This is a genomic window from Aureimonas frigidaquae, from assembly GCF_001463905.1.
Lineage (GTDB): Bacteria > Pseudomonadota > Alphaproteobacteria > Rhizobiales > Rhizobiaceae > Aureimonas > Aureimonas frigidaquae.
This window is the reverse complement of sequence record NZ_BBWR01000002.1, coordinates 231,098-247,152: the sequence shown is the minus strand read 5'-3', so window position 1 is coordinate 247,152 and position 16,055 is coordinate 231,098. Positions and strand designations below refer to the sequence as shown.

Here is a 16,055-nt window from a genome sequence, read left to right as displayed (position 1 = left end):
CATGGACACCACCCTTGGAAGAAAGGTCAGAAGGTGCCGGCTTGGCTTCCCTCGATCACCGCGCGGACGACGGCCCAGTCCTTGTCGTAGCGAATGGGCACGAAGGCTTCGTCGCCGTGGAACGCCGCTTGCATCTGCGGCGTGAAGCGGAACGAGAAGAAGCAGCGCTTCAATCTGTCGGCGAGGGCGGGCGCAAGATCGTGCGCATAGGCGAAGGAAGAGGTCGGGAAGGGCGGGCTTTCGTAGAGAATGCGCAGATCCGCTTCATCCACGACGCCCCGCTCGATCATCCGTTGCAGGACGTCGGAGGCGACGGCCGCCATGTCGTAATCGCCATTGACGACGCCCAGGATCGACAGGTCGTGGCCGCCGGACATCAGCGGCGTGTAATCCTGCCCCGGCACGAGCCCCTGATCGGGAAACAAGGCTCTGGGCGCATGATTGCCGGAGTTGGAGGACGGCGATTCATGCGCCACGCGATGGCCCTTCAAATCGCTGAGCGTCTGGAACGGGGAGGAGGCGCGCACGATGGCCATGAGCTGGTAGCCACGCAGCCGCCCGTCCGACCCCTTCGCCGCGAATGGGACAGCGCCGGCCTGGCGTACGGCAGCCACGGTCGGGCCGGTCGAGAAGCCGGCAAAATGCAGCCGGCCGGATCGCATGGCGGCAATCTCGGCCGCATTGGACTGGACGGGGTAATAGACGATCTGCCTGTCCAGACACGTGGCCAGATGCTGCGAGAAAGGGCGCAGGAGTTCGGCGTAGACGGACGGATCCTCGATGGGGGCAAAGGCCCAGACCAGTGTTTCCGGATCGCGCCAGAGGGACGGGTCCTGTGGGCTGTTGGCCACGCCGTCCCCATCCCGGTCGCAGACCGCCAGGCCCTTGTTGCCGGACAGTGCGCAATCCGCCGCGGTTGCACCGGACGGCGACAGCATGAGCCCGAAAGCAAGAAAGAACAAAGCCGGCAGCCGTGGCACCGAAGTCTCCTCCCAAAGACTAAGCATCTGGCGCAACGCGTTTAAACGCGTTGACGATGGTCCGCTTTATAGGGCAATCGACTGTCAGAGTCCTGTCAGCAACCATGGCCGATGCGCATACTCCTAATTGAAGATTCAACCGATATTGCCGATGCGATCATGTCCAAGCTGGAAGCGCAGGGCTTTACGGTCACCCTGGCCACGGACGGCGAGGAAGGGCAGGAGCTTGCTCTGGCGCAAGGTTTCGACGTCATCGTCCTGGATGTGAACCTTCCGCGCCGCAATGGCTTCGAGGTGCTGCGTGCCATGCGGGATCAACGGGTGGAACAGCCGGTCATCGTCATCACGGCCCGCAACCAGATTGCCGACAAGCTGGACCTCCTGGCGCTCGGCGCGGACGACTACCTCGTCAAGCCCTTCGACCTGCGCGAGCTCATCGCCCGGATCCGGACCGTCATGCGGCGGCATATGGGCGCATCGCGCGCGCTGGTGACGCACGGGCCCCTGGCGCTCGATCTGAACGCCCGGTCGGCCACGATCGGCGGGCAGCCGCTAGACCTCGGCAAGCGCGAGTTCGAGACGCTCGAGATCCTGGCCAGCCGGTTCGGCAAGGTCGTCGGCAAGGAGGAACTGGTCAACCGCCTGTTCCGCCACGACGATGCCGGATCGCCAAATGCGATCGAGCTTCTCATTTCCCGCCTGCGGCGCAAGCTGGCAGGGAGTGGCCTGGAGATCGCAACCCAGCGCAATGCAGGATACAGTCTTGGCAGTGCGCCGGCGCGGCCGACGGGATGATGCGCTATTCGATCCAGCGGCGCATTCTCGTCAGCGGCGCCGCGCTGCTGACGATGATCGGCCTTTTGATGTTCCTGGCCGTGCGGTTTTACACACAAAATGCCGCCGACGAGGCGTTCGATCGCGTCCTGGGCGCCGCCGCCTTGACCATCGCCGACACGATCGAAATCGAGAATGGCGAAGTCCTGGTGGATCTGCCGCATTCGGCCTTCGCCATCCTCGGCACGTCGCGGCTGAACCGCGTCTTCTATCGCATTCTCGCGCCTGACGGATCGCTGGTGACCGGCTCGCCGATCCTGGGGCTGGAGGTCGTGGGCGGGGAGGGGCTGGAAACCCGCTTCGTCGACAGCGTCTACCGCGAGGAGCCCGTCCGCATCGCCACGGTTTCGCGCTTTACCTCCGAATGGCCGGGCGGGGGCTGGGTGCAGATTCTCCTGGGCGAAACGCGCGAGGCGCGCTCGGAGCTGAGCTGGCGCCTGACGCTGAACGCCGTCTGGCCGGTTGCCGGCGTGTCGCTCTGCGCCTTCGTCCTGATCCTGTTTGCCGTGCGCTCCGCCTTCCTGCCACTGCGTGCCGTGGAGCGCGACCTGACCGAGCGGGGGGCGGCCGACCTTGCGCCCATAGCGGGGCCGGTGCCGCGTGAAGTCTCTTCCCTCGTATCGGCTCTCAACGATTTCATGGAGCGCCTGGACGCCACACTGTCCACGATGCGGGCCTTCACCGCGGATGCGGCCCACCAGCTTCGCACACCCTTGATGGCGATGCGCGCGCAGTCCGAGGTGGCGCTGGACGAAGCCACCGCGCCCAAGGCGATCGATCGCCTGCGCAGGATCCACCTCAACGCGGTGAGCGCCAGCAATCTGGCGAACCAGCTCCTGGCCGATGCCACGACCTTCCACAGCCTGCGATCGGGCGCGCGCGAGACGCTCGATCTGCGCGGCGTGATCGCGGAAACAACCACCCGCCTGAATCTCGAGCATGACCAGCCTGGCGGCGCATCGCGGCTGAGCCTGGAGCTTGCGCGCGACGCGGTACCCGTCCATGCCGAGCCGATCGCCTTGCGGGAAATGATCCGCAATCTCATCGAGAATGCCCTGGTCCATACGGACGGCGCCGTCGACATCCGCCTCATGCGCCGGAACGGACAGGCCCTTCTCCTGGTGGAGGATCGCGGACAGGGCATTGCGGATGCGGACAAGCGGGCGGTGTTCGGACGTTTCGTGCGCGGGCGCACCGAGGCATCCGGTTCCGGGCTCGGGCTCGCCATTGCGCGCTCGGTGGCGGCATCCTTCGCCGGGCGCATCCGGCTTCTGGACAGGCCAGGCGGCGGCCTGACGGTGGAGGTGGCGCTGCCGCTCGCGCACGACACGCCAGCCAGCCGGGGCCGCGCCAGTCTTATCGCCCTGGCATGGCTTGCGGCGCTGGCCGGAACGGCAGCGAACACGCCGGATGCTGCGGCCGATCCGGCGTCTCAGCTGTCCCTGGTGGGCTCCATGCCGACGGAACGCATGGGAGCGGTGCTGGCGGCCATCGGCGCGGTCTACCCCGATCTTCACCCCACCTACACACAGGCGCTTCCCAGCCAGGCCGTGGCACAGATCGCGGCGCGGGGCGAGCTGCCGGTCGATCTTCTGATCCTCCCGACGCCGGACCTGATGGTCATGCTCGCCAATGAGGGTTTCGCGCACCAGAGCGCTTTCACGGCGGCCAACGCCTGGGCCGGTCACTGGCGCTCGGAAGTCTTCACGCTCGGCTATGACCCGGCGGTCATCCTTTACCGCAACGCGGCGTTCCGGCAGCCGGAGTTTCCCCGGCGCCGGGCGGACCTCGCCACCCTTCTGGAGGATGACGGGGGGCGCTTCCGGCGCCGGGTCGGCCTCGTCAATATCGGCATCGATGCGGTCGCTTACGCGACGGCGGCGCAGGATGCCTTGCGCAGCGGATTGTATCTGCGCACCGCGAGTGCTTTCGGGCTGGCAGAGGCGCGGATCTACGAGACCGTGTCCGATCTTCTGCAGGATTTGCAGGATGGCAGGATCGACATCGCCTACAATGTTCCCCTGTCGCAGGCGCGGGCGGCCATGAACCATTCCCGGACCGTGACCATCCTGATGCCGGAGGATGACGTCGTGCAGCTTCCCATCACGGCGCTCATTCCCAGGACGGCCAGGCATGCCGAGGCCGCCGAGCGCATCCTGCGCTTTTTGCTGACCCCTGCCGGCCGGGCCAGCCTGGAAGCGGCCGGTATCCTACCGGTACAGCCTGCCGGCATACCGGCAACGCAGCGCGTCAGCCTCGGCCCGGAACTCCTCGTCTACCTCGACCGTCTGAAGCGCAGCCGCTTTCTGGACGGGTGGTTCCAGGCCGTCGTGACGGGGCGCTGAAAGAGCTTCGATCCCGAGCGTGCGGACAGAGGGAGGAACGGATCGGAATTGAACCGGTGGGTTCGAGCGCCTATCAAAGGTTCGGGGGCGTCTTGCAGACGGGGGGAGCATCATCATGCCGGGTCGATGCCTGCGGCTTGTCCTGCCGCTCCTGTGCTGGCTGATATACGCCATGCCCGCTTTGGCGCAGACGCTGTCGGTGGTCACCTCCTATCCAGCCACCTTTACCGAACCGTTCCGGGCAAGCTTCGAGGCGCGCAACCCGGAGATCCGCCTGAACTTCATCCATCGCAACACGGCCAGCGGGCTGCGCTTCGTCATGGAGCGCACGCAGGCGCCGGCCGATCTGTTCTGGGCTTCCTCCCCGGACGCCTTCGAGCGGCTCAAGGCGCTTGGCGCGCTGCGCCGCCTGAGCGTGGAGGCCACCGGGCTGCGCGCGCCGGGCGGATATCCCGTCGATGATCCGGACGGGTATTTTCGCGGCTTCTCCCTGGCGCGCTACGGTGTCGTCTACGATCCGATCGCCCTGCAGAAAGCGGGGCTGCAGGTGCCGGCGCGTTGGACCGATCTTCTGGAGCGCGGCTATGCCGGCCAGATCGGCATGGCCACGCCGGTACGCTCCGGCACGACGCATCTGATGATCGAACGCATCCTGCAGCATTACGGGTGGGATCGTGGCTGGGCGATCCTGTCCCGGCTGGGAGGCAACTTGTCCACGGTAACGGCGCGCAGCTTCGGGGTCGCGTCCGGCGTGGCGCAGCGCCGCTTCGCAATCGGCCTGTCCATCGATTTCCTGGCCGACTTGCCGCGCGATGCCGTCTCCATCCCGCATTTCAAGCCCCTTGAGCCCGAGCTCGTCGTCCCGGCCAGCATCGGCATCCTGGCCCGCAGCGCCCATCCGGACGATGCCGCTCGCTTCCTGACCTTCGTCCTGTCGCTCGAGGGGCAGCGTCTCCTGACGAGTTCCGCCATCGCCCGCACACCCGTTCACCCGGCCCTGAACCAGTCTCTCACGCCAGGCTTGCAGGGGCCCGGCTTCGATGCTGCCCTGTCGGCGCGCCGCTACGAGTTGGTGAACCTCCTGTTCGAGGAGCAGGTCGTGCGCCGCCGCCGGGCCCTGTCCCGTATCTGGCGTGATCTGGATGCCCTGCGGCCGGATGCACGCGCCGATGCTGCGCGTGCTTTGATCGAGGAGCCGGCCCTTTCGCAGGCCGAGGCGCTGATCCTTTCCGACAAGCACGAGGTCTGGCAGCCCGCCATCGCCCGCAGCGCGAGCCAGAATGCCTTGGTGGAGCAGTTGCGGCGGCGCCTCGAGGGGCAGATGGGAGAGGCCGAACGCCTCTTGCAGGCGCCAGGGGCCCGGCCATGAGCGTCGCGCTGCCGCAGCCCGGGGGCGGCCGCCGGTGGCGGATCGGCATTGGCGGGCGGCTGACCCTCGGCTTCGTCTGCATCGTGGGACTTGCCATTTCCGCCTGTCTGGTCGGGTGGCTGGTGTTCCAAAGGGTCGAGAACGATCTGCGCGGTTTCGTGTCAAGCCAGGTTCCGCAGCTTGCCTTCACGGCGCGGCTGTCGGCCGCCGGCTCGGACCTGGCCGGCGCGGCGGCGTCGCTGACGCGCGCGGCGGACCGGTCGGATTACGGCACGCGGCGGAGCGTCTATGTGCAGGCGCTGCAACAGATGGAGGAGCTGCGCAATGCCATGGGCGGCGCCCTCGACGGCGTGTTCCCGGCCGGCTCGTCCGAGCGGGCCCGTGAAACGCTCGGCGCGATCGACATCGCCGCCGGCAAGCGCTTCACCCTGCAGGAGGTCATGCAGTCGGACCTGGAGCAGCTGCGCTGGATGCAGGCCGACCTGATCGACGAGGTCGGACCGCTCGTCGACGACATTCGCTTCAACATCGGCATTGCCCTGCGGGACGGCCGCTCGGCAGAAGCGCAGGTGGAGCAGTCCCGCAACGAGGCGCTCCTGTCCATGATGGCGGAGGCGAACCTGTCCACCGGGCTCCTGTCACGCGTGGTGAGCGCGCGGTCGCCGGAGGAGCTGCAGGAGGCGGAAGCCTTCCTGAGCGACAGCCGGGACGAACTCCTGCGGCAGACGACGGCGCTGGGCGATTGGCCCGATGCGCAGACGGCGCGCCAGTTGGGCGATGGCATCGCCGCTCTGGCCGACTCCCTGTCCGGCATCGCCAACGTCAAGCGGACCGAACTTCTGGAAACCGCGCGGCTGGATGCGCTGGCGGCGGAAAACGGCCGGATCGTCGCCGCGTTGAGCGCGGCGGTGGAGCGCGCCGTGTCCGGCGTCGAGCGGCGGGCCGGCGCGACGGTCGATCAGGCCGGCGCGATCCTTGGCTCGGGCCGCTGGGCAATGGTGCTGATCGCCATGGCGGCCGTCCTGTCCGCCATGGCCATCGGACATTACTATGTCGGGGCGAACCTCGTGCAGCGGATCCGCGCCCTCGGCGCCAAGGCCGGCACGCTGGGTGAGTCCGGCGCCGGCACGCCAGGCCGCGGCCGCGACGAGCTGGACGATCTTTCGTATGCGCTGGACTTGCTCAGCCTGGCGCAGGCCGAACTCATCCAGGCCGCCAAACTGGCCGCGCTCGGGCAGATGGCGGCCGGGATCGGGCACGAATTGAACCAGCCGCTCGCCGCCATGCGCGCCCATCTGCACAGTGTCGGCCGCCTGACGGAGTTGGGGGATCACGCCAAGGCCCGAACCAACATCGCCAAGCTGGAAGGGCTGGTGGGGCGCATGTCCGGGCAGATCGCGCATATCCGGCGCTTTGCACGCCGGCCCATGGCCGAGCTTGCCGTAGTGGACCTGATCTGCGTTGCGCGGGATGCCGTCGCGCTCGTCGACCATCGGTTCGACAGTGAGCGGGTGCAGCTTCATCTCGATCTGCCGGACGCGCCGTCCATTCAGGTGCTGGCGGAGGCGGTGCGGCTGGAACAGGTGATCGTCAACCTGTTGACCAACGCGCTCGATGCGGTGAAGGAGCGCGAGCACCGGCTCGTCACCATCGCCCTCGCAAGAGAGGGGATGACGGCGAGCCTGAGCGTGGGCGATACGGGGCCCGGCATGGCACCGCAGACATGGGATCGTATCTTCGACCCCTTCTACACGACCAAGGCGCCGGGGGCGGGGCTCGGGCTCGGCCTCTCTATCAGCTTCAACATCATGCGCGATTTCGGAGGGCTTCTCCAGATCGCGCGCAGCGATCCAAGGGGAACCATCATGCGCATTCGACTGAAGATCGCGCCATGACCGCCTGCGGCAGGGTCGTCATGGTGGACGACGATGTCAGCGTTCTCGACGCATGGCGCGAGGTTCTGGAGATCGAGGGACTGGAGGTGAGCGCCTTTGCGGATGGGGCAAAGGCGCTGGCGACGCTCGGCCCGTCCTGCGATGCGATCGTCCTGTCGGATGTCCGCATGCCGGGCATGAGCGGGATGGACCTGGCGGCGGCGGTGCGGACCCTCGACCCGGAACTCCCCGTGATCCTGATGACCGGCCACGGGGATATCCCCATGGCCGTCGAGGCCATGCGCAAGGGTGTCTGGGACTTCTTGGAAAAGCCCGCCGACCCGGTGCATCTGATCGAGACCTCCCGCCGGGCGCTCGATTATCGCCGGCTGGTGCTGGAGAACCGGCACCTGCGTCAGGCCAAGGATGGCGCGACCTGGGCGACGCGCCTCATCGGCGACAGCCGGCAGATGCAGGCTCTGCGCCAGCGCCTGGAACGGGTGGCCGCGGCCAGCGCGGACGTGCTCGTTCATGGACAGACGGGCACCGGCAAGGAAGTGGTCGCGCGTGCGCTCCACGATTTCGGGAACCGCAAGGGGCGGTTCGTGGCGATCAATTGCGGCGCCATCCCCGAAAGCATGATCGAGGCGGAGCTGTTCGGGCACGAGGCCGGGGCCTTCACCAATGCCAATGAGCGGCGCATCGGCCAGGTCGAATATGCGTCCGGCGGCACGCTCTTCCTGGACGAGATCGAATCCATGCCCCTCGTGGCGCAGGTCCGCATGCTGCGGGTTCTGCAGGAACGGCGGATCGTCCGGCTCGGCTCCAATGCCGAGCGCCCGGTCGACATACGGGTCATCGCAGCCACCAAGGCCGATCTGCACGCGCTGGCGGCCGAGGGGCGGTTCCGGGCCGATCTGGCCTTCCGGCTGGATATCGCGCGGATCGAATTGCCGCCTCTGGCCCAGCGCCGCGACGATATCCTGCCGCTGTTCGAGCACTTCCTGCGCCTGGCTGCGCTGCGGGAGGGGATCGCCCCACCGTCCATCCCCGCAGCCTTGGCGCGGGACCTCGAAGGCCGGGACTGGCCGGGCAATGTGCGAGAGCTGCGCAACGTGGCCGAGCGTTTCTGCCTGGGGCTCGAAGATGTTCCCGATATGCCGGTTGCCGTCGACTTCGGCGACGATCGGCGGCTCGACGTCCAGATGGACAGGTTCGAAGCCACGCTCATCGCCGATGCCCTTGCGCGCAATAGCGGGCGGATCGGCGAAACCGCCGCCATGCTCGGCATTTCCCGCAAGACACTCTACCTGAAGATGCGCCGCCACGCGCTCTCGGCCGCCGATGCGACGCCCTGATGTTACCGTTCTGACCCATGGCAGCCTGAAGCGTGTTACCGCCATGACGCATGGCAGGCGACCACGGGCCGCCATCTCAAGCTTTTCGCGTTTGGCATAGGCCTTGCAATGCCTCTGACGGGCCGCAGCAACGTCGCGGACCTTGGGAGGAAATTTCATGTTGAAGACACTGATCGCCGCGCTGGCGATGACGACGGCTGTCGCGTCGCAGGCCTATGCGCAGGGTGGCACCGTAACGGTCGTGACCTCGTTCTCCAAGGATGTCACCGATCCGGTCAAAGCCAAGTTCGAGGCCGTCAATCCCGGCTTCACGCTCGATGTCCAGAACCGCGCCACGAGCGCGGGCGTCAAATACCTGCAGGAAACCCGATCCAACAATCAGGTCGATCTGTTCTGGGCCTCGGCGCCCGATGCCTTCGACACGCTGAAGGACGGCGATCTGCTGGCTGCCTTCAAACCGTCGGTGACGGGTTTGCCGGAAAAGATCGGCGCCTACCCGGTGAACGATCCGGACGGGCGCTATTTCGGCTTCGCGGCATCGGGCTACGGCATCATGTCGAATGACCGCTACCTGGCCGCGAACGAGTTGGAAGCGCCGAAGGAATGGGGCGACCTCATCGAGCCGCAATATTACGATCACATCGCCATCGCCGCGCCCTCGCGCTCCGGCACGACGCATCTGACCATCGAGACGATCCTGCAGGGCGAGGGGTGGGATACGGGCTGGGCCACGCTGAAGGGCATCGGCGGCAACCTGCAGCAGGTCACGGACCGCTCCTTCGGCGTGCCCGATGCCGTCAATTCCGGCCAGACCGGCATCGGCATCGTGATCGATTTCTTCGCCTTCTCGGCCCAGGCCAGCGGCTTCCCCGTCAGCTTCTCCTATCCGTCCGTCACGACGGTCGTGCCGGCCAATGTGGGCATCGTCTCCAACGCGCCCAACCAGGAAGGCGCAGAGGCCTTCGTCAACTTCCTGCTCAGCGAAGACGGGCAGGCCGTGCTCTTGGAGCCGACCATCCGGCGCCTCCCGATCAATCCCGCCACCTATGCCAATGCGCCGGAAGGCTATCCGAACCCGTTCGAGGATCCGCAGTTCCAGTCCATGCTGACCTTCGATTCCGACCGTTCGTCCAGCCGCACGGCCGTCGTCGATACGCTGTTCGACCAGCTCATCTCGTTCCAGCTCGACAATCTGAAGTCGGCCTCCCGCGCGGTGAACGAGGCTCGGGAAGCGCTGGGCGATACGCCCTCGCCGGAGGCCGTGGCGCTTCTGGACGAGGCTAAGGCGCTGATCGCGGCCATGCCGGTGACGGAGGAAGAGGCGAGCAGCGAGGGCATCCGTGCCGCCTTCACCGGCGGTGACGAAAAGACCGCCCGCCAGGCCGAACTGGAACAGCAATGGGCAAGCTTTGCCAGCGGCAACTATGCCGCCGCCAAGGCCAAGGCCGAGGAAGCCGCGGCGCTCGCCAACTGACCGCCGCCGCCCTTCACCGTCCAGCCTAGACGCCCATCCTGCCCGGCCTCCTGTCCGGGCGGGATGGCATCCACGGAGCCAAGCACATGGCCATGACCGCCACATCGCCGGCCCGGCGTATCGCCGCGCGCCCCGGTCAGACCCTCGTCGTCATTCTCATCACGCTATTCCTGGCGGCCTTCCTGATCGTTCCGGCCGCGATGGTGATCTACACGGCCTTTACGGAAAAGGGCACGGGCGCCTTCACCGTCATCAACTTCGTCGATTTCTTCCGGACGGATCTGTTCCGCCGCGCCTTCGTCAACTCGCTCTACGTGGCCGGCATGTCCGTCGTCTGGGCCACGGTCTTCGCCCTGCCGCTCGCTGTCCTGACGACGCGCTTCGAGTTCCGGGGCGCGATCCTGATCCAGACGCTCGGCTTCATCCCGCTGATCATGCCGCCCTTCGTCGGCGCTGTCGCCATGCAGCTCCTGTTCGGCCGCAACGGCACGGTGAACCTTCTCCTGAATGACTGGTTCGGCTTCCGCATTCCCTTCATGGAAGGGTTGAACGGCGTCATCTTCGTCCAGTCGCTGCACTATTTCCCCTTCATCCTCATCAATCTGTCGACCAGCCTGCGCAATATCGACAGGTCCATGGAGGAGGCGGCGCAGAACCTCGGCTCATCGGGCTTCCGGCTCTTCCGGCGGATCGTCTTCCCGCTGGCCATGCCGGGCTATATCGCCGGCGCCTCGCTCGTCTTCGTCAAGGTTTTCGACGATCTGGCAACGCCTCTGCTCCTGAATGTCAAGGACATGCTGGCGCCACAGGCTTACCTGCGCGTCACATCTGTCGGCCTGACCGACCCGATGGGATACGTCATCTCCGTCATCCTGATCGTGGCATCGGTCGTTGCCATGTATCTTTCGGCGCTCGCCATGCGCGGCCGGGACTATTCGACCACCCAGCGCGGCGGCGGCGGCCTTGCCAAGCGACGCCTTTCGGCCGGTGAATCCGTGATCGCCTATGGCGTCGTCGGGCTCATCCTGCTCCTGGTCCTGTCGCCCCATATCGGGCTTCTGCTTCTGTCCTTTTCGACCATCTGGTCGTTCAGTCCGCTGCCCGATGGCTTCACCATCGCCAATTACGCCCGCGTCTTCGGCGAAAGCTCGGTCTACATCAAGAACACGCTCCTCTACGCCACGCTGGCGGGCCTCATCGACGTGGTCGTCGGCGGCACCATCGCCTATCTGGTGCTGCGCACCAAGGTGATCGGCCGGCAATGGCTGGACTGGGCAGCCATGGCGGCGCTCGCCGTGCCGGGCGTCGTCCTGGGCATCGGCTATCTGCGGGCCTTCTACGGCGTGACCATGCCGGACGGTCGGCCGCTGGCCACGCTCTGGATCGTCGTCGTCCTGGCGCTGGCCATCCGGCGTCTGCCCTATGCGCTGCGGGCCTGCTACGCGGCCATGCAGCAGATTTCCGTATCGCTGGAGGAAGCGGCAGAAAACATGGGCGCCACGCGCTGGCGGACCATTCGACGGGTGGTCCTGCCGCTCATGACCGGCGGCATCCTGGCCGGCTTCATGACGAGCTTCTCCACTGCCGCCGTCGAGCTGTCCGCCACGCTGATGCTGATCCAGAGCAATTCGGACGCACCCATAGCCTACGGCCTCTACATCTTCATGCAGTCGCCGGCGGGGCGCGGCCCCGGTGCCGCGCTCGGCGTCATCGCGGTCGTGCTCGTGGCCGTCTGCACCCTCGTCTCGCACATCGTCATCGAACGCCGCCAGAAGGCGATCGGCGCCAAAAACTAGTCCTGGGAGGACATTCATGAACATGACCGCGCCCGTCGACACCTCCATCCTGGAAACCGAAGGCCAATCCATCTCCATCCGCGGCGTGAATCTTTATTACGACACGCTGCATGTCCTGAAGGACATCAACCTCGACATACGCCCCGGTGAGTTCTTCGCCTTCCTCGGGCCCTCCGGCTGCGGCAAGACGACGTTGCTGCGCCTGATCGCCGGCTTCAACACCGCGCGGGAGGGTGCGGTGCGGATCGGCGGCCGGGATGTCCTCGACATGCCGCCCTGGAAGCGCAACATCGGCATGGTGTTCCAGTCCTATGCGCTCTGGCCGCACATGACGGTGCGCCAGAACGTGGCCTTCGGCCTGGAGGAGCGGCGCCTGCCGCGCCGGGAGGTGCAGACCCGTGTCGATGCCGCGCTCGCCCTGGTCGGGCTCAGCCATCTGGCGGAGCGGCGCCCGGCGCAATTGTCGGGCGGCCAGCAACAGCGGGTTGCGCTGGCCCGCACCATCGCCATCGAGCCGAAGGTTCTCCTGCTCGACGAACCTTTGTCGAACCTCGATGCGAAGATGCGGCTCAGCGTGCGCCGCGAGCTGCGGGACCTGCAGCAGCGCCTGCACCTGACCACGATCTTCGTCACCCACGACCAGGAGGAGGCGAACACGGTCTGCGACCGCATCGCCGTCTTCAACGAAGGCAGCATCCAGCAGGTCGGCACACCGATGGAGCTCTACGAGCAGCCGGCCAACCTCTTCGTTGCCAACTTTCTCGGCACGGCCAATATCCTGGCCGGGCGGGTCAGCGGTGAGGGTGCAGGCCGCTTCTTCGAGGTGGAGGGAGGCGGCCGCGTGCCGATCCCGCAGGATGCGACGGTTCCCGACAATGCGCGGCTGGTCTTCCGGCCGCAATATGCGCGGATCGGTGTTGATGCACCGGGCGCAACAAGCCTCGACGCCGTGGTGCGCCACCGGGAGTTCCTGGGCGCGACCATACGCTACGGGCTGATGGTCGGGCAGACGGAGGTCCTCGTCGACGTGCCGTTCCAGGCGGGCGACCGGCTCCTCGATACCGGGACGCAGACCTTCGTATCGCTCGATCCACGCTCCGCGCTCTGGCTTGCCGAATGAGCGGGCTGGAGCTCATCGTCATTCGCCATGGCGAAACGCAGTGGAACCGGGAAGGGCGGATCCAGGGGTGGCAGGACCAACCCCTGACCCTTGAAGGCGTTCGGCAGGCACGGGCCGTGGCAGAGGCGCTGAAGCCGGCCATCGACCCGAGCGGGCGTATGGCGTTCTGGATGAGCCCGCTGCCGCGGGCCGTCCAGACGGCATCCCTTCTGGCGGATGCCTGGAATTTACCGTTCCGCGCTTTCCGGCCCGATCCTGCCTTGCGCGAAATGGGTTTCGGCCGGTGGGAAGGCTTGACGCGGGACGAGATCGGCAACGCCGATCCGGATGGCTGGAAGCGTTACCGCGCCGATGCCTGGAGCGTGGCAGCCGGTGGGGGCGAAAGCCGCGCCGTCGTGGAGGATCGCCTCAGACTTTTCCTGTCGAAACTGCAGGAGGGCAGGCCGCACGTCCTCGTCACGCACAGCGTGTGCCTGCATGTGCTGCGGCGTATCTTTTCCGGGGTCGGCCCTGCGGACGCCCTGGCCTATAGCGCGGCGCAGACGACTGCCTTCCGGCTGTGTCCCGGGCGGGAAACGCCGATCGCCCCGACGGCCGAAGCGCTGCTGCGCTTCGGCTGCCGGAGCCCGGGCACGATGGCTGCCCTGTAGCCGAGACGCGGGCGCCCTTAATCCACCGGCGAGCCCGTATTGCCGACGAGCGCCCCGGCCTTCACGAAGGCGTTGGCGTTCTGCCGCAGCACATAGCCATCGACGTCGGAACGGATGACGAGCGGTTCGTCGCCATTGTCGCTGACGGGATGCAGTGTCGCGAGCCGCGCCCCCTTGCGCACGTAGTCGCCCAGGGCGACATGGTGCTCGACGATCCCGTCGCGCGGGGCGGGATACTGGTTCTGCGGCCCAACGCGGACGCGGATGGGCTCCGCCGTGCTGGCGGGCGGCCCCGAGCGGATCACCCCGGCCCGCGCAAGGCCGCGCATGAGATTGCCGTGCAGTTCGGATAGTTCAGCGCCATCGATCGGCCCGCCGCTGCCGCCTTCCGTTTCGACGGAGGCGAGCCCCTGCGCCAGGGCGCAGCCGACCGCCGTGGAGGGGACGCCCTCGACATACTGGATGAACCGGTAGCCCCAGGCCTCCATCTGGCTTTCCAGCTCAGCCGGGCCGGTGCGGCACCGATCGTCCGAAAAGCCGAAGATCAATGGAACGACCCGGTACTCGTTGCCGCCCGTATGCAGATCGATCAGCAGATCGCATCGGGGAAACAGCTCCTGGCTCAGAAAGTGCGAGAGGCGCTCTGTCGGGCTGCCATCGGCCGCGCCCGGGAAGGTGCGGTTCATATTGGCGCCGTCCAGGGTGGACAGGCGCTGACCGCGCTGCGCACCGGGGAAGTTGATGGAGGGGATGATGATGAGCCGGCCGGACACCATTTCCGGCCGGATCTCCCGCGCCACCTGCCGCAGCACGATCTGCGGCTCGTACTCGTCCCCATGGATGCCGCCGCAGACAAGGACGGTCGGGCCCTCGCCATTCTCAATCACGGTCATCGTCTCGGGCAGGAAGTCGCGGCCTTGCGCGATCACGTCCCGAAGGTCGCGCTCGGTGCGCCGAGGCTCTGTCATCGCTCTTGTATCCATGTCTGTCTCCGTCGGGTTCTGCGGCGTCACGCGCTCAGCGCCATGCGGCGGGGCGCGGCCTTGACCGGGGCGGGAAGGTGGAAGCGCGCCGGAGAGAAGGGTTCGAGGAGTTCGGGCTTCTCACCCGTTTGCGACCAGTCGGCAAAGAGCTTGGTGAAACCCAGCGAGATGGCGAAGCCATGCCCCGACCAGGCATAGCCATAGAAGAGGTTCGGCAGATGCGCCGGATTGTCGATGATGGGGATGTCGTCCAGCGCATTGGTATCCACCCGCGTGGCGTCCACCTGCATGAACTGCGACCGGTCGAGGAAGGGCAGCGTCATGATGGAGTCGGTCAGGTTGATCGCCGTGGAGCTGAGCGAGCCGGTGTCCACGCGGCCCTCCTTGTGGGTCACGCTTACGCCACCGGACAGCATGATGGTTCCATCGGGCAGTTGCTTGATGGCCAGCCGGCGGTGCGCATGCGACAGGAGATGCTTGATCGTCCGGTTTTCCGGATTGGTCACATACATCATCTGCGGCATCAGGTTCCAGGTCGGGGGCAGGAGCTCCCCGGCGATATGCTCGGCCAGGAGGGCCGGCGCCCCGGCATTGGCGAGGAGGAAGATCTTGTCCCCGACGCCGATCTCTTCCCCGTCCGCCAGGCTGATGGAGCGGATCCGGCCATTGGCCGCATTGAGCTTCACCACGCGTGCGCCGGTCCGGATGGTGGCGCCCTTGGCCTCTGCCGCCTTGGCGAACTGGCGTGTCGCGAAGGTGTGGTCGCCCACCCCGTCATTGGGGCAGTAGACGCCGCCGATGATGGAGCGGGTCATTTCCGGCTCGATCTCCACCACTTCGTCGCGGGTCAGGATGCGGGTCGGCGTGCCGAGCGCGGTCTGGATGGCGGCGCGCGCTTCGAGCCGGCCGCGAATTTCATGCTCACGCAGGCCGTAGGGCTGGTCGAAGACCTGCAATCCGCCGACGCGGCGGTAGCCGACGCCGCCCTCGAAGGCATCCTGGAATTCCTGCCAGCGGTCGATCGACAGGGATACGACGGGCAGTTCGCGGATATCGCGGTTGTTGGCCCGCACGCCGCGCTCGCCCGGCCCGCCCGATGCGCCGGAGGCGATTTCGCCGGCTTCCAAGAGCAGGACCTGCCTCCCGAGGGAGGACAGCTCATAGGCAAGGCTGGCGCCATAGATGCCGCCACCCACGATGACGGTTTCAAAACTCTGCATATGCTGGCTCATGTTCAGTCCAATCATTTTCGTGTTGGATGCCGATAGGAGC

Annotated in this window: 12 protein-coding genes; 9 read left to right on the top strand and 3 right to left on the bottom strand. The window is 66.7% G+C overall.

Annotation, left to right across the window (positions count from 1 at the left end; genetic code table 11):
* Window positions 1-26: 26 nt before the first annotated feature.
* Window positions 27-980 carry a phosphate/phosphite/phosphonate ABC transporter substrate-binding protein gene (gene phnD / locus AUL30_RS01190; protein ID WP_244490671.1) on the bottom strand — a complete coding sequence of 318 codons (954 nt, stop codon included), beginning with the start codon at window positions 978-980 and terminating at the stop codon, window positions 27-29.
* Window positions 981-1,091: 111 nt separating this feature from the next.
* On the opposite strand from phnD, the gene AUL30_RS01185 reads away from it, so the two are divergent.
* The 9 genes from AUL30_RS01185 to AUL30_RS01145 all read left to right on the top strand — a co-directional run bounded on the left by AUL30_RS01185 (window position 1,092) and on the right by AUL30_RS01145 (window position 13,800).
* Window positions 1,092-1,775, top strand: a complete 684-nt coding sequence (locus AUL30_RS01185) for a response regulator transcription factor (protein WP_062225964.1) — start codon at window positions 1,092-1,094, stop codon at window positions 1,773-1,775.
* Window positions 1,772-4,159, top strand: a complete 2,388-nt coding sequence (locus AUL30_RS19155; RefSeq protein WP_083507593.1) for a sensor histidine kinase — start codon at window positions 1,772-1,774, stop codon at window positions 4,157-4,159. The genes AUL30_RS01185 and AUL30_RS19155 overlap by 4 nt, the downstream gene beginning before the upstream one ends.
* Before the next feature lie 115 nt (window positions 4,160-4,274).
* Window positions 4,275-5,528 carry an ABC transporter substrate-binding protein gene (locus AUL30_RS01175; protein WP_062225962.1) on the top strand — a complete coding sequence of 418 codons (1,254 nt, stop codon included), beginning with the start codon at window positions 4,275-4,277 and terminating at the stop codon, window positions 5,526-5,528.
* On the top strand, window positions 5,525-7,423 hold the full coding sequence (locus AUL30_RS01170) for an ATP-binding protein (protein ID WP_062225960.1): 1,899 nt from the start codon (window positions 5,525-5,527) through the stop codon (window positions 7,421-7,423). Before AUL30_RS01175 ends, AUL30_RS01170 begins: the two co-directional genes overlap by 4 nt.
* Window positions 7,420-8,760, top strand: a complete 1,341-nt coding sequence (locus tag AUL30_RS01165; protein ID WP_062225958.1) for a sigma-54-dependent transcriptional regulator — start codon at window positions 7,420-7,422, stop codon at window positions 8,758-8,760. Before AUL30_RS01170 ends, AUL30_RS01165 begins: the two co-directional genes overlap by 4 nt.
* A gap of 157 nt (window positions 8,761-8,917) precedes the next feature.
* Entirely contained in the window at window positions 8,918-10,234 is a 1,317-nt protein-coding gene (locus tag AUL30_RS01160; RefSeq protein WP_062225956.1) for an ABC transporter substrate-binding protein, read from the top strand.
* A gap of 86 nt (window positions 10,235-10,320) precedes the next feature.
* On the top strand, window positions 10,321-12,030 hold the full coding sequence (locus AUL30_RS01155) for an ABC transporter permease (protein WP_062225954.1): 1,710 nt from the start codon (window positions 10,321-10,323) through the stop codon (window positions 12,028-12,030).
* Window positions 12,031-12,046: 16 nt separating this feature from the next.
* Window positions 12,047-13,150, top strand: coding sequence for an ABC transporter ATP-binding protein (locus tag AUL30_RS01150; protein WP_062225952.1), 1,104 nt, complete (start codon window positions 12,047-12,049; stop codon window positions 13,148-13,150).
* Entirely contained in the window at window positions 13,147-13,800 is a 654-nt protein-coding gene (locus AUL30_RS01145) for a histidine phosphatase family protein (RefSeq protein ID WP_062225950.1), read from the top strand. Before AUL30_RS01150 ends, AUL30_RS01145 begins: the two co-directional genes overlap by 4 nt.
* Window positions 13,801-13,817: 17 nt before the next feature.
* Here AUL30_RS01145 and AUL30_RS01140 read toward each other — a convergent pair whose 3' ends face one another.
* Complete coding sequence (locus AUL30_RS01140) at window positions 13,818-14,768, bottom strand: M14 family metallopeptidase (RefSeq protein WP_062225948.1); 951 nt, start codon at window positions 14,766-14,768, stop codon at window positions 13,818-13,820.
* Window positions 14,769-14,809: 41 nt separating this feature from the next.
* Entirely contained in the window at window positions 14,810-16,015 is a 1,206-nt protein-coding gene (locus tag AUL30_RS01135; protein WP_192842986.1) for an NAD(P)/FAD-dependent oxidoreductase, read from the bottom strand.
* Window positions 16,016-16,055: the final 40 nt, after the last annotated feature.

What these genes read in the sequence shown, in the direction of transcription:
- AUL30_RS19155 (WP_083507593.1), top strand. Translation starts at nt 1,772, where the DNA reads ATGATGCGCTATTCGATCCAGCGGCGCATTCTCGTCAGCGGCGCCGCG.
- AUL30_RS01160 (WP_062225956.1), top strand. Translation starts at nt 8,918, where the DNA reads ATGTTGAAGACACTGATCGCCGCGCTGGCGATGACGACGGCTGTCGCG.
- AUL30_RS01135 (WP_192842986.1), bottom strand. Translation starts at nt 16,015, where the DNA reads ATGAGCCAGCATATGCAGAGTTTTGAAACCGTCATCGTGGGTGGCGGC.
- AUL30_RS01175 (WP_062225962.1), top strand. Translation starts at nt 4,275, where the DNA reads ATGCCGGGTCGATGCCTGCGGCTTGTCCTGCCGCTCCTGTGCTGGCTG.
- AUL30_RS01150 (WP_062225952.1), top strand. Translation starts at nt 12,047, where the DNA reads ATGAACATGACCGCGCCCGTCGACACCTCCATCCTGGAAACCGAAGGC.
- AUL30_RS01170 (WP_062225960.1), top strand. Translation starts at nt 5,525, where the DNA reads ATGAGCGTCGCGCTGCCGCAGCCCGGGGGCGGCCGCCGGTGGCGGATC.
- AUL30_RS01145 (WP_062225950.1), top strand. Translation starts at nt 13,147, where the DNA reads ATGAGCGGGCTGGAGCTCATCGTCATTCGCCATGGCGAAACGCAGTGG.
- AUL30_RS01185 (WP_062225964.1), top strand. Translation starts at nt 1,092, where the DNA reads ATGCGCATACTCCTAATTGAAGATTCAACCGATATTGCCGATGCGATC.
- AUL30_RS01140 (WP_062225948.1), bottom strand. Translation starts at nt 14,768, where the DNA reads ATGACAGAGCCTCGGCGCACCGAGCGCGACCTTCGGGACGTGATCGCG.
- AUL30_RS01165 (WP_062225958.1), top strand. Translation starts at nt 7,420, where the DNA reads ATGACCGCCTGCGGCAGGGTCGTCATGGTGGACGACGATGTCAGCGTT.
- AUL30_RS01155 (WP_062225954.1), top strand. Translation starts at nt 10,321, where the DNA reads ATGGCCATGACCGCCACATCGCCGGCCCGGCGTATCGCCGCGCGCCCC.